This window comes from Limnobacter sp. UBA3528 (assembly GCF_002377005.1).
GTDB lineage: Bacteria > Pseudomonadota > Gammaproteobacteria > Burkholderiales > Burkholderiaceae_B > Limnobacter.
On sequence record NZ_DFOZ01000035.1, the window covers coordinates 1 to 12,034 of the forward strand.

13 protein-coding genes are annotated in these 12,034 nt (G+C 52.8%); 6 read left to right on the forward strand and 7 right to left on the reverse strand.

The window, feature by feature from the left end; genetic code table 11:
• Positions 1 to 194 (forward strand): hypothetical protein (locus B4N58_RS10860; protein ID WP_291749113.1); only part of this gene is annotated, 194 nt, incomplete at its 5' end.
• Between the two features lie 59 nt (positions 195 to 253).
• Here B4N58_RS10860 and B4N58_RS10865 read toward each other — a convergent pair.
• Positions 254 to 1,030, reverse strand: a complete 777-nt coding sequence (locus tag B4N58_RS10865; protein WP_291749117.1) for an enoyl-CoA hydratase — start codon at positions 1,028 to 1,030, stop codon at positions 254 to 256.
• Between the two features lie 151 nt (positions 1,031 to 1,181).
• Between B4N58_RS10865 and B4N58_RS10870 the strand changes: the two genes are divergently transcribed.
• Genes B4N58_RS10870 through B4N58_RS10890 form a run of 5 tightly spaced genes read left to right on the forward strand, consistent with a single transcriptional unit; the run spans position 1,182 to position 6,610 of the window.
• On the forward strand, positions 1,182 to 1,928 hold the full coding sequence (locus B4N58_RS10870; RefSeq protein ID WP_040513814.1) for an SDR family NAD(P)-dependent oxidoreductase: 747 nt from the start codon (positions 1,182 to 1,184) through the stop codon (positions 1,926 to 1,928).
• 29 nt (positions 1,929 to 1,957) lie between these two features.
• Positions 1,958 to 3,238, forward strand: a complete 1,281-nt coding sequence (locus B4N58_RS10875; RefSeq protein WP_291749125.1) for an FAD-binding domain-containing protein — start codon at positions 1,958 to 1,960, stop codon at positions 3,236 to 3,238.
• A 2-nt stretch (positions 3,239 to 3,240) separates the two neighbouring features.
• Positions 3,241 to 3,723: a DUF3429 domain-containing protein gene (locus B4N58_RS10880; protein ID WP_291749128.1), complete on the forward strand. Its 483-nt coding sequence runs from the start codon at positions 3,241 to 3,243 to the stop codon at positions 3,721 to 3,723.
• A 48-nt stretch (positions 3,724 to 3,771) separates the two neighbouring features.
• Positions 3,772 to 4,755: an MDR family oxidoreductase gene (locus tag B4N58_RS10885; RefSeq protein ID WP_291749131.1), complete on the forward strand. Its 984-nt coding sequence runs from the start codon at positions 3,772 to 3,774 to the stop codon at positions 4,753 to 4,755.
• A gap of 16 nt (positions 4,756 to 4,771) precedes the next feature.
• Positions 4,772 to 6,610, forward strand: coding sequence for a M61 family metallopeptidase (locus B4N58_RS10890; RefSeq protein ID WP_291749134.1), 1,839 nt, complete (start codon positions 4,772 to 4,774; stop codon positions 6,608 to 6,610).
• Here the strand turns inward: B4N58_RS10890 and trpC are convergent.
• The 6 genes from trpC to rpe all read right to left on the reverse strand — a co-directional run bounded on the left by trpC (position 6,604) and on the right by rpe (position 12,011).
• Positions 6,604 to 7,392, reverse strand: a complete 789-nt coding sequence (trpC, locus tag B4N58_RS10895) for an indole-3-glycerol phosphate synthase TrpC (RefSeq protein WP_291749262.1) — start codon at positions 7,390 to 7,392, stop codon at positions 6,604 to 6,606. The two genes, B4N58_RS10890 and trpC, sit on opposite strands and share 7 nt — an antisense overlap.
• A gap of 9 nt (positions 7,393 to 7,401) precedes the next feature.
• Positions 7,402 to 8,439 (reverse strand): anthranilate phosphoribosyltransferase, encoded by a 1,038-nt coding sequence (gene trpD, locus B4N58_RS10900; RefSeq protein WP_291749137.1) that lies wholly within the window; start codon positions 8,437 to 8,439, stop codon positions 7,402 to 7,404.
• Between the two features lie 33 nt (positions 8,440 to 8,472).
• Positions 8,473 to 9,042 carry an aminodeoxychorismate/anthranilate synthase component II gene (locus tag B4N58_RS10905; RefSeq protein ID WP_008253171.1) on the reverse strand — a complete coding sequence of 190 codons (570 nt, stop codon included), beginning with the start codon at positions 9,040 to 9,042 and terminating at the stop codon, positions 8,473 to 8,475.
• A 99-nt stretch (positions 9,043 to 9,141) separates the two neighbouring features.
• Positions 9,142 to 10,644 (reverse strand): anthranilate synthase component I, encoded by a 1,503-nt coding sequence (trpE, locus tag B4N58_RS10910; protein WP_040513783.1) that lies wholly within the window; start codon positions 10,642 to 10,644, stop codon positions 9,142 to 9,144.
• Complete coding sequence (locus B4N58_RS10915) at positions 10,644 to 11,324, reverse strand: phosphoglycolate phosphatase (RefSeq protein ID WP_291749142.1); 681 nt, start codon at positions 11,322 to 11,324, stop codon at positions 10,644 to 10,646. The genes trpE and B4N58_RS10915 overlap by 1 nt, the downstream gene beginning before the upstream one ends.
• Before the next feature lie 6 nt (positions 11,325 to 11,330).
• Positions 11,331 to 12,011: a ribulose-phosphate 3-epimerase gene (gene rpe / locus B4N58_RS10920; RefSeq protein WP_008253168.1), complete on the reverse strand. Its 681-nt coding sequence runs from the start codon at positions 12,009 to 12,011 to the stop codon at positions 11,331 to 11,333.
• Between the last annotated feature and the right edge of the window lie 23 nt (positions 12,012 to 12,034).

Consider the following 12,034-nt stretch of genomic DNA (forward strand, 5'->3'; position numbering starts at 1 on the left):
CTTTCCAACTGTCAAACACTTTTGCGAAGAAATTTGTATTTTTCTGCAACACAGCAAAAGTGTGTTCCAACCACCCCACAAGACGACGAAAACAAGCCTCTGAAGCACAAGGATTTTTTTCAGGATTGCACAAAAAACAGGCTCCCGAAGGAGCCCACAAAATATTTCATTTTTTTGACGCCCTAGCCCTTTAAAAAGAACTTTGAGCCCATTTAATTCCGATTTAATTCGAATTAATTTGAGAAATTCGGTCTTATTTGTTCTTGAAATCGGGTTTGCGCTTCTCAACGAAGGCTGACATGCCCTCTTTTTGATCCTCAGTAGCGAACAAACTGTGGAACATGCGGCGCTCGAACAGCATTCCTTCAGACAAAGATCCTTCAAATGCGCGATTAATGCTTTCCTTGGCCATCATTACGGAGGGATTTGAATAAGCAGCGATCACAGTGGCAGCTTCGATTGCCTCGTCCAGACACCTGTCGGCCGAGACAACACGTGAAACAAGGCCTGCGCGCTCAGCCTCAGAGGCGTCCATCAGGCGGCCGGTTAAACACAAGTCCATGGCTTTGGACTTGCTGATTGCGCGGGGCAGGCGTTGCGTGCCGCCGGCGCCGGGAATAATGCCGAGCTTGATTTCAGGTTGACCAAATTTGGCGGTGTCTGAGCAAATAATGAAATCGGTCATCATGGCCAACTCGCAACCACCGCCCAAAGCAAAACCACGGACGGCGGCAATCACTGGTTTACGAACGTTGCGGATGGTTTCCCAGTTGCGGGTGATGTATTCGCTTTTGTAAACGTCCATATAAGTAAATGAGGCCATGGCACCAATGTCGGCGCCAGCGGCAAAGGCTTTGTCGCTACCGGTAATGACCATAGCCCCGATGTTGTCATCAGAATCAAAAGCCATCAAGGCATCGCCCAGCTCAGTCATCAGTTGGTCATTCAGTGCATTCAATACCTGGGGGCGATTCAAGCGCACCAAGCCCACTTTGCCAATGGTTTCTACGAGGATGGTTTCATAGGTCATGTTTAGTCTCCAGCTTGTTAATAGGGATGAAGAAAGTCTAACCGTTCAAATTCGAGGAATTAACGACTGAAAAGAGTTTTGAAGGAAGACGTGACTTTATTTTCTGTCTAGGACAAAATAGGGGCACTTTGGACAAAACAGGTAGTAAAGAATGACAAAGTGCGTATTTGTAATGGGTGCCAACAGTGCGATTGCCCAAGAATTAATCCAATTGTGCGTAAATTCAGGCCAGGAAGTGATTGCTGCGGGACGGGATTCTGCAGTTCTTGAGGCCCTGTATGGCAACACCTCAGGTGTACATATTCTAGAAGTTCAGGCCTGTGACTCCAGTTCCGTCGATTCGGCTTTTCAAGCGGTGGTTGCTGAAGGCAAACAGATTGATGGCTATGCGCACTGCGTGGGCTCTATTCTGGTGGCCCCACTAGTTAAAACCAGCGACGCTCAACTTGACAGCGTGATGCAGGTTAACCTGCTTTCTGCCATGTATGGCTTGCGCGCCTTTTTAAAACAAGCAAAAGCGCAAGGTGTAGGTGGCTCAGCGGTGCTGGTATCGACCTGTGCAACAGGAATTGGTGTACCCAATCACGAGGCGATTGCAGCAGCGAAGGCTGGCGTTGAGGGTTTGGTCAAATCCGCGGCGGCGACACATGCGGCTGACAATATTCGGGTAAATGTGGTTGCCCCGGGCTTGACTGACTCCCCTATAGCCTCGGCGTTTTTGAAAAGCGACATGATGAGAGCGGCGAGTGCCAAGCAATATCCCCTGCAAGGCGTGAATAAACCGGTTGAAGTTGCACAGGCGATGCATTGGTTGCTAAGCGATGGCGCCAGCAGGATGACTGGCGCTGTATTGAATATCGATGGGGGGTTCCGGAATATCCGCCCTCTTGTGAAGTAACCCCCATTCGATTGAGAGAAGGGCCAACCATGCAGTACCAGACACCCAACAAATTTGAACCGAGCCGCCGTGCCGCATTGAATGCGCTGGCCACGGTGGACCCGGCGCTTTACAGTCGCACCCGAAACTTTCTGGACGGAGCAGTAACGGGCTTGTCCCCATGGATTACCCACGGATATTTGAGCGTTCGGGAGGCCACCCAAGTGCTGATGGAGAAATATCGCCTGAGTTTTGAGGACAAGCTGATTTTTGAATTCGCTTGGCGAGAGTTCTTCAAACATGCGCATGCTGAATTAGGCAATGGGATTCTGAGTGATGTACGCAGACCCGTTTGGTCTGGCAAATATAACCAACAATTGCCGGACGATATCCGGGAAGGCCGAACCGGGGTTGAAGCAATCGATGCCGGAGTGGCCTCGCTTTATGAGACTGGCTATTTGCACAACCATGTGCGGATGTGGATTGCCTCGTACGTAGTACACATGCGCAAGGTGCACTGGAAAGTGGGCGCTGACTGGATGTATACCCATTTGCTGGATGGGGACCTGGCGTCCAACCATTTGAGCTGGCAGTGGGTGGCGGGTACCTTCAGCCACAAACCGTACGTGTTTAACTCGGACAATGTGAAGAAATACGCTCCGAAATGGGATTGTAGTGGTACTGCGATCGACACCGACTATGAAGACCTTGAATCGATCGCTCGGAGCAAGCGCGATGTGGGGCGCGAGAGAAATGCGCCACCCGTTGGAGTCGCTGAGCCGACTAGCCACCGCTTCGATCTTGAGCTATTGAGCGACACGCTAAAGCGCAAGACGGTGGATCTTCGCCAGCAGGCTGGTGTTGACTCGTGCAGCGCACTGATGAGCAACTTCAAGAAGATCAATTTGGTTCACCCTTGGGATCTGAAAGCTTGTTTTGATTTGACGCAAAGCGGGGAGTTGCGCGTGGGACTGATTGACTGTGCGTTTCACAAAGCGCACCCGTGGAATAAACAGCGATGGGATTTTGTGTTGAACGCCATGGAAACGGGCTGCGACCAAGTATGGGTTGTGAACACGGATGAGATTGGACACTGCACAAGCATGCTGGCTGGCTTCATGAAAACCGGTGCCGAGTTTGAATTAAAAGAAACATTGAATTCAGGCTATTTGATGATGGAACGGTGCTTCCCGATTCGATGGGCACTGGAGGACAAGCTTCTACCGAACCCACCTCGCTTTCAACAGAGTTTTTCGCGCTTTTACAGAGAAGCCACTTTGATGGCAGGTAGCCTGGAAGAGGCTATACATGGCGGCATTTTGGTGGATTGACGATGGCACAGGCATTGAAGACACACTGGATGAATGTTCTTGGCTACGCTGGCTTGATCCCGTTCTTGGGTTTGGCCTTGCTGACCGGGATTTACAGCGGCACTGAGACTGCCAACCAACTGGCCAACTACAACCTGATTTATGCGTTGTGCATTGTTTCGTTTTTGGGTGCAGTGCATTGGGGACTGGCCATTTCGCTAAGTAGCCAGGACCAAGCCACTTACCTTGCGGGACTGGATCAGGCGGAATTTGAAACACGAAGTTTTATTTGGGGTGTAACGCCCTCGCTGCTGGCCTGGCTGGCAGGCGCATTTTCGCCACCCCAGTTCACCCTGTGGATTCTTGCACTGATTCTGGTGTTGGTGTGGCTGGTGGACCAACGCTTTTTGAAGCCCATGAAGGCGTTTGATGCTTACCTACGCTTGAGAAACCACCTGACTTTGGGTGCAATTCTTGGATTGTTGGTGACCGCCTGCTTTGTCTAATGGTGTAGTCTTCATTCAAGACTAATCAAAAGCAAGGAAGGAAAAAGTATGTTCAAGGCGGTATTTCTTCAGAAAAACGAACAGGGTGAATTCAAGGCCAGTGTTGAACAACTGGACGAAGGTCAACTGCCTGAATCTGGCGATGTGCTGGTTCAAATTTCTCACTCCACTCTCAATTACAAAGACGGCCTGGCCATTTGCAACAAGTCGCCCGTGGTACGCCAGTGGCCCATGGTGGCAGGTATTGACGGCGCGGGTACTGTGCTGGAAAGCGCCCACTCAGGGTTCAAGCCTGGAGATGAAGTGATTCTGAATGGGTTCGGTGTGGGTGAAACGCATTGGGGCTGTCTGGCAGAAAAAGCCAAACTGAAAGGTGACTGGTTGATCAAACGCCCCGAAGGCCTGAGCGCAGCGCAAGCGATGGCGATTGGCACAGCGGGTTACACAGCCATGTTGTGTGTGCTGGGCTTGGAAAAAAGCGGCGTGAAACCGGAGAGTGGCGAGATTTTGGTGACCGGCGCAACTGGCGGTGTTGGCAGTATTGCGATCGTGTTATTGAGCAAACTTGGCTACACGGTGGTTGCCACCAGCGGTAAACCTGAACAAACCGAGTTTTTAAAAGGTTTGGGTGCAAGTGAAGTGATGGACCGCAAGTTACTCAGCGAACCCGGCAAACCCTTGCAACGCGAGCGCTGGGCTGGCGTGGTGGACTGTGTGGGTTCGCACACCCTGGCCAACGCTTGCGCGCAAACCAAATACGGCGGCACAGTCACCGCATGTGGATTGGCTCAAGGCATGGATTTGCCCTCTTCAGTGGCACCGTTCATTTTGAGAGGTGTTGCCTTGAAGGGGATTGATTCGGTGATGGCGCCGCTTGCAGTACGTGAAGAAGCATGGCGCAGACTGGCATCAAATCTCGATTTGAACAAGCTGAATGATCTGACTCGCACCCTTTCACTGGATGAAGCGATTGAAGCAGCCGCTCAAATTATGGCTGGAACGAACACAGGCCGAGTGCTCATCAAAATTTAATACACAGACTATTACCATGTTGCATTACCAAGTCACGGTGGCAGACCCGAAAGGCCACTATTTCGATGTTCAGCTGCAATTTGAAATTGCACGAGAACAACTGCAAGGCACTGGGGACCAGCGCTGGATTGATTTAAGCCTGCCCACCTGGATTCCGGGTAGTTACCTGATTCGGGAATTTGCCCGGAACGTGCTGTTTGTGCGAGCGCGAGCAGGATCGGTTGAAATTGCCTGCAACCGGGAAAGAAAGGACACCTGGCGTGTTCATGTGGATGGTGCGCAACTCGCGCCAACCTCTCCGGCACTTTTAATTCAGTGCGAATGGCGGGTATATGCCTGGGACTTGTCAGTGCGCGGCGCACACCTGGATGATACGCACGGTTTTTTTAACGGGACCAGCTTGTTTTTGTGCCCGAATGGATTTGAACAGGAAGCAATCGAGTTAACCATCTCAAGGCCTGGAGAGAATTTGCAGGACTGGCTGATTGCCTGTGGCTTGCCGAGCCAACCAGGAACCTTGAAAGACCCTCATGGTTGCCCAGTGTTGCGGGCGGGCGGCTTGGTGAAGTTTCAAGCGACCGACTTTGACAGCTTGATCGACCACCCGGTAGAAATGGGTGGATTGCATGTTGAAAGTTTTACCGCTCTGGGCGTAGAACACGTATTCGCGGTGTACGGCGCGGACACCGACCTGGACCTACAGCGCATTTGCAACGACCTGAAACCGGTGTGTGAAGCACAAATAGCCCTGTTTGAACCAGAGCGCAAAAAAGCGCCCTTTGAACGATATGTGTTTATGCTGCATGCGACCGACAATGGCTATGGCGGACTGGAACACAGGAGCAGCACCGCTTTGCTTTTTAATGCCGGTGAACTGCCACAATGCGGCGTGGAAAAAGCACCAAAAGGTTACGAGGGCTTTCTGGGGCTTTGCAGCCATGAGTATTTTCATTCGTGGAACGTAAAGCGCATGAAGCCTGCTGCGTTTGTTCCATACGACTTGACCCAGGAGAACTACACCCGACTACTTTGGATTTTTGAAGGGTTTACCTCGTATTACGACGATGTGATGCTGGCACGCGCAGGCAAACTGAGTGAGGAGGCTTACCTGAAAAGCCTGGGTCGAAATATTGCGCAGGTGATGAAGGGACCAGGGCGTTTGAATCAAAGCGTGGCTGACAGTTCTTTCGATGCCTGGACCAAATATTACCGGCAAGATGAAAACGCACCCAATGCCATCGTGAGTTATTACACCAAAGGTTCGCTGGTGGCCCTGTGCATTGACTCCGCAATTCGGCAGCAAACCAGCGGACAAAAATGCCTTGACGATGTCATGAGACTGATGTGGCAAAGAAAAGGGTTGAGCGGGGAAGGATTGCAGGAAGATGAGTTTCCAAGGGTGGTGCTTGAGGCCACGGGAATTGACTTGAAGCAGGAAATAATGCGATGGACACAGAGCACAGAAGAGTTGCCCTTGAGCGATGCGTTAAAGGCTTATGGTTTTACCCTGAGTCAAACCCAGAATGACGAGCAGATTTACCTGGGTTTACACGGCCAATTCAAGCCTGAGGGTATGTTGGTGAAGCAGGTGATCAACGGCAGCCCTGCACACGCGAGCGGCATTTCGGCAGGCGATTTGCTAGTCGCTTTGGGTGAGAAAAAACTGACCGAAACGCACTACAAACGCCTGCTGGCAGCCAGCCAGCCTGGTGCTGAACTGCGGATGATCGCCTTCCGAGCTGAAAGATTACTGGAGTGTAATTTGCGGGCAGGTGCGCCGGTTTCCAATGAGTGGGAAATCAAGAAGCTGGAGCAGATTGAGGGCAACACGGTTCCAGCCCCTTGGCTTCAATAAAAAAGATCGGCCAGTGCCTGACCTGGCGAGGCCGCCCTCATGAAGGCCTCGCCGACCAAAAATGCGTGAATATCATTGGCACGCATCAAAGCGACATCATCTCGGGTTGCGATGCCGCTCTCGGTGATCAACAAATGTTCTGGGCCCACTCGACCTTTCAGATCGAGTGTGGTTTGCAGTGACGTTTCAAAGGTTCGTAAATTACGATTGTTGACTCCAATCAAGGGGGTTTTCAACTGCAAGGCAATGTCCATTTCTTGCGCGTCGTGTACCTCGACCAACACATCCATACCCAACTCATTGGCACATTGCTCGAGTTCCTGCAGCTGGGGCAGTTGCAAGGCTGAGACAATCAACAATATGGCGTCAGCACCCAAGCCCCTTGCTTGTACGACTTGATAGGTGTCGATGATGAAGTCTTTGCGGATGCACGGCAGGCCGCTTGCCTCTCGGGCCATGTCGAGGTATTGGGGTGCACCCTTGAAGTATTGAATGTCAGTAAGAACTGACAAGCAAGTTGCCCCGTGCTTGGCATAGCTTTTCGCAATTTCCACCGGATCGAAAGGTTCGCGCAATATGCCTTTGCTGGGGCTGGCTCGTTTTACCTCTGCAATGACAGCTGGCAGACCTTTGGCCACTGCAGTTTTCACGGCATTGGCGAAACCCCGCGTTGGTGCCAGCCGCGAGGCTTTGGTCAGCCACTGCACTTCAGACAAGACTTGTTTGCCTTGCGCTATTTCTTCGCGTTTGGTGGCCAGAATTTTGTCAAGAATGTCGCTCATCATGCTGCCTTATTGCTCAATCGACTTGGTGAAATCGACGAACTCATTGAGTTTTCGAATTGCGGCGCCACTGGAAACCGTTGCACGGGCAACAGCAATGCCCTCTTTCAGGCTGCTGGCGACTCCCGCCGTGTAAAGGCCTGCTGCACTGTTGAGCAGCACGATGTCACTGATCGCGCCGCCTTGACCATTCAAGGCAAGGAAAATTTTGTCGCGCGACTCTTGAACGGAACCTGCATGCAGACTGCTGTGTGAAGCACGTGTAAGGCCGAAATCTTCAGGTTTGATGCTGTAGTGCTTGATTTCACCGTCGCGTAACTCTGCAATTTTTGAGTCGCACTCAACACATAACTCGTCCATGCCATTTTCGCCATGAACAATAAGCGCCTGTACAGAACCCAAACGCTTGAGAACTTGGGCCTGCAAATCGAGCAAGTTGGCGCTGTAAACCCCCATGACCTGCCGCTTTGCATGGGCAGGATTGGTGAGAGGGCCGAGAATGTTGAACACGGTGCGTACGCCCAGTTCTTTGCGGACTGGGCCCGCAAAACGCATGGCGCTGTGATGGTTTGGGGCAAACATGAAACCAATGCCGACTTGAGCAATCGACTGAGCGACCTGTTCAGGCTTTAGGTTAATGTTTGCTCCGAGCAATTCAAGCACATCTGCACTGCCAGAATTGGACGACACGCTGCGTCCCCCATGCTTTCCCACCTTTGCACCGGCGGCTGCAAGTACAAACATGCATGCGGTGGAGATGTTGAATGTTTGAGCACCATCGCCACCGGTACCACACAGATCGACGACTTCGGTACCAGCAGGCAATTCAACCGGGGTGACCAGATCGCGCATGACTTGTGCAGCGGCAGCCACTTCTTCAGCGGTTTCGCCTTTCACACGCAAACCTACCAGTAAACCAGCGATTTGCGCCGTGGTCAGACCGCCACTGAGTAATTGCTGGAATGCCTCGCGTGTGAGTTCATGCGACAAATCTTGCCCAGCAAGCAGTTGATTCAGAGTGGCAGGGTAATTAAATGGCTGGGACATAAGATTTGGATGGGAAAGGTTTGGCGGACGAGATTAATGAACCCGCTTGAGAAAATTTTTGAGCAGGTCGTGACCACGATCACTGAGAATGGATTCAGGATGAAACTGCACCCCCTCGACATCCAGCGTTTTGTGGCGTACTCCCATAATTTCTCCGTCTGCTGTTTCTGCGGTGATCTCGAGACAGTCGGGCAAACTTTCCCGCTCGATAGCCAATGAGTGATATCGGATACACGTGAGCGGATTGGGCAAACCTTTGAAGACACCCACATTGTGATGATGAACAGGCGAAGTCTTTCCGTGCATGATGGTTTTTGCACGTACCACCTTGCCACCGAAAGCCTCGCCAATGGCCTGATGCCCAAGACACACGCCCAACACCGGCACTACGCCAGCCATGCGCTGAATGATTTCGATGGACACGCCGGCTTGCGCAGGTGAGCAAGGGCCAGGAGAAACACACACAGCGCGAGGCTTGAGGGCCAGGGCCTCAGAGATCGTGATTGCATCGTTGCGAACGACATGCACTTGTTGACCCAACTCGCCAAAGTACTGGACGAGATTAAAAGTGAAACTGTCGTAGTTGTCGATCATCAACAGCATGGCGGGCCTGCATTTCAAATAGAAGGGGGGGAGACAAGTGCGTAGTTAACACAAATTTTAACACACGCGCTCACCATGGCTGTTCGCGGGGAGAGACATTCACGACAACTCGCCGTCCAGCCCGGCTTGCACCAACTCGGCCGCTCGCATTACTGCGCGTGCCTTGTTTTCAGTTTCAAGCCACTCGCTTTCCGCGACCGAATCGGCGACCACTCCAGCACCCGCCTGAACATACAGCGTTTGGTCCTTGACCACCCCGGTGCGGATGGCAATGGCCACATCCATGGTGCCGGTGAAGCTGAGATAACCACAGGCGCCACCATACACGCCTCGCTTGGTTGGTTCGAGTTCGTCAATGATTTCCATGGCGCGAACCTTGGGTGCGCCAGAAAGCGTGCCTGCGGGGAAAGTGGCGCGCAAGACATCCATCGCTCCCATGCCGGGTTTTAAATCACCCTGAACATTGCTGACGATGTGCATGACATGCGAATAGCGCTCGATGATCATTTTTTCGGTGACCTGTACGGACCCCACCTGCGCAATGCGACCCACATCGTTGCGGGCCAGATCGATCAACATGACGTGCTCTGCGATTTCCTTGGGGTCGGCGAGCAGCTCTTGCGCCAGAGCTGCATCTTCTTGTGGCGTTTTGCCCCGCGGCCGGGTACCGGCAATGGGACGCAAAGTGACCAATGGAGACTTGCCCTCGACCTGATCTTGCCGCACCAGAATTTCTGGGGATGAACCCACCACCTGAAAGCTGCCGAAGTTGTAATAGAACAGATACGGCGACGGATTCAGGGAACGCAAGGCGCGGTACAGCATGAGTGCGTCTTGCGTGAAACGCTTGCTGAGCCTTTGACCCAGGACCACCTGCATGACATCGCCGGCAGCAATGTATTCCTTGGACTTGGCCACCATGTCAAAGAAATAATCTTTGCTCATGCTGCGTTCAATGGGCGTGCTTTCACTGCTGGCAGACACGGGAATCGCGATTGGCTGACGAAGTTGACCCATGAGCCGCTTCACCTCGGCGACACCGTTTTCGTAGGCATTGGCTTGTGACGGATCGACAAACACAATCAGTTGAATGGTGCCCTGGATGTTATCAACCACCGCCATACGGTCGGTGAACATGAGCAGAATATCAGGGATACCCAAGTCATCGGCCTTGCGGCTGGCCTCCAGGCGGGGCTCCATGTAGCGCACAGTGTCGTACCCGAAATAGCCGGCGAGTCCGCCAAAAAAACGCGGGCTTCCGTGAACAGGCGGCACTTTGAAACGTGCATGGTATTGCTCGATGAATTGCAGCGGGTCACCGTTGAATGTTTCCAGCGTTTCAAGTGTGCCATCGGCGTGCTGCCGTTGCACCACAACGGAATGCTCAACCACCTTGATGGTGATGCTGGAGGGCAAGCCCACGAAGGAGTAACGGCCCGAGCGTTCGCCACCCACCACCGATTCAAGCAGAAAGGTGTTCGGTTTGTTGGCCAGCTTGAAATACACCGACAAGGGTGTGTCGAGATCTGCGTAGCAGCGCGCAATCAGTGGAATGCGGTTGTAACCTTGCGCAGCAAATGCATCAAATTCGGCTTGAGAGATCATTGTGGTACCCGTGTGCCCAGAAGGCGTTGTGCAGCTTCCTCGATTGTGTTCACGATTCCATCACAGGGTGTGTCGTGAACAGATCGTCCCTCGTTGTAACCGTAGGGCAAAAGCCAACACTCCACGCCTGCTGCATTGGCCGCCAGCGCGTCGTTCACCGAGTCGCCGATCATCAAAGCCTGGGCAGGCTCGACGCCGAGCAGCGCACAGGCGTGAGTGACAGGCATTGGATCGGGTTTTTTAACCGGGCAGGTATCGCCACCCACCATGACTTCAAAGTAATGGGCAATACCGGTGCGCTCGAGCAAGGGCTTGGTGAAACGTTCGGGCTTGTTGGTCACCACCGCCAGTTTGTAACCCGCGTTTTTCAACAACTCCAGCCCTTCTTTCACACCGGGATAAAACACAGAGTGATTGCCGTTGATGTGGGTGTAATGGTTTTGCCAGTTGGCCATGGCCTGCGCATACAGTTCAGGCGAGGCCTTCTCTGTCATGCTGCCAGTCAAGCTTCGGTTCACCAGGTTTTCCGCGCCCTTGCCCACATACACCGCCACTGTGTCTTCGGGCAAAACAGGTTTGCCCAAGTCGACCAGCATGGCATTCACCGCGGCAGCCAGATCGGGCACCGTGTGCAAAAGTGTTCCATCCAGATCAAACAGTACTGCTTTCTTGGTCATGATTGCTTATCTCGTAGTTGCGAGTTCAGCGCGCATTTGATCAATTACAGCCTTGTAGTCGGGCTTGCCAAAAATGGCGGAGCCAGCCACAAAAGTATCTGCACCAGCGCGCGCTATTTGCGCAATGTTGTCGGGCTTTACGCCACCATCCACTTCCAGGCGAATGTTTTGACCGCCCTTGGCCACATGGGCGTCTATGCGCTTGCGCAACTCAGCGAGTTTCACCAAGGCTTGTGGAATGAAACTTTGACCGCCAAAGCCCGGGTTCACTGACATCACCAAAATAAGGTCAAGCTTGTCCATGACGTGATCCACCCATGAAATTGGGGTAGCTGGGTTTAGCACGATGCCCGCCTGGCAACCGGAATCACGGATCAGGCCCAAGGTGCGGTCAAGGTGATCGGTACCCTCGGGGTGCACACTGATGAGGTTTGCACCGGCCTTTGCGAAATCGGGAATGATTCGATCCACGGGGCGCACCATCAGGTGCACGTCAATCATTGCAGTGGTGTGGGGGCGCAGGGCCTCGCACACCAAAGGACCAATCGTGAGGTTGGGCACGTAATGATTGTCCATGACATCGAAGTGAACCCAGTCTGCGCCCGCTGCAATCACATTTTTCACCTCTTCGCCCAAGCGGGCAAAGTCGGCAGAAAGAATACTGGGGGCGATAACAAACGGGTTCATGGTTGGCCTTCGATGGAGAATTC

Bases quoted from the DNA above. Each gene is read 5' to 3' on its own strand.
- B4N58_RS10865 (WP_291749117.1), bottom strand. From the start codon at position 1,030: ATGACCTATGAAACCATCCTCGTAGAAACCATTGGCAAAGTGGGCTTG.
- B4N58_RS10870 (WP_040513814.1), top strand. From the start codon at position 1,182: ATGACAAAGTGCGTATTTGTAATGGGTGCCAACAGTGCGATTGCCCAA.
- B4N58_RS10875 (WP_291749125.1), top strand. From the start codon at position 1,958: ATGCAGTACCAGACACCCAACAAATTTGAACCGAGCCGCCGTGCCGCA.
- B4N58_RS10880 (WP_291749128.1), top strand. From the start codon at position 3,241: ATGGCACAGGCATTGAAGACACACTGGATGAATGTTCTTGGCTACGCT.
- B4N58_RS10885 (WP_291749131.1), top strand. From the start codon at position 3,772: ATGTTCAAGGCGGTATTTCTTCAGAAAAACGAACAGGGTGAATTCAAG.
- B4N58_RS10890 (WP_291749134.1), top strand. From the start codon at position 4,772: ATGTTGCATTACCAAGTCACGGTGGCAGACCCGAAAGGCCACTATTTC.
- trpC (WP_291749262.1), bottom strand. From the start codon at position 7,392: ATGAGCGACATTCTTGACAAAATTCTGGCCACCAAACGCGAAGAAATA.
- trpD (WP_291749137.1), bottom strand. From the start codon at position 8,439: ATGTCCCAGCCATTTAATTACCCTGCCACTCTGAATCAACTGCTTGCT.
- B4N58_RS10905 (WP_008253171.1), bottom strand. From the start codon at position 9,042: ATGCTGTTGATGATCGACAACTACGACAGTTTCACTTTTAATCTCGTC.
- B4N58_RS10915 (WP_291749142.1), bottom strand. From the start codon at position 11,324: ATGACCAAGAAAGCAGTACTGTTTGATCTGGATGGAACACTTTTGCAC.
- rpe (WP_008253168.1), bottom strand. From the start codon at position 12,011: ATGAACCCGTTTGTTATCGCCCCCAGTATTCTTTCTGCCGACTTTGCC.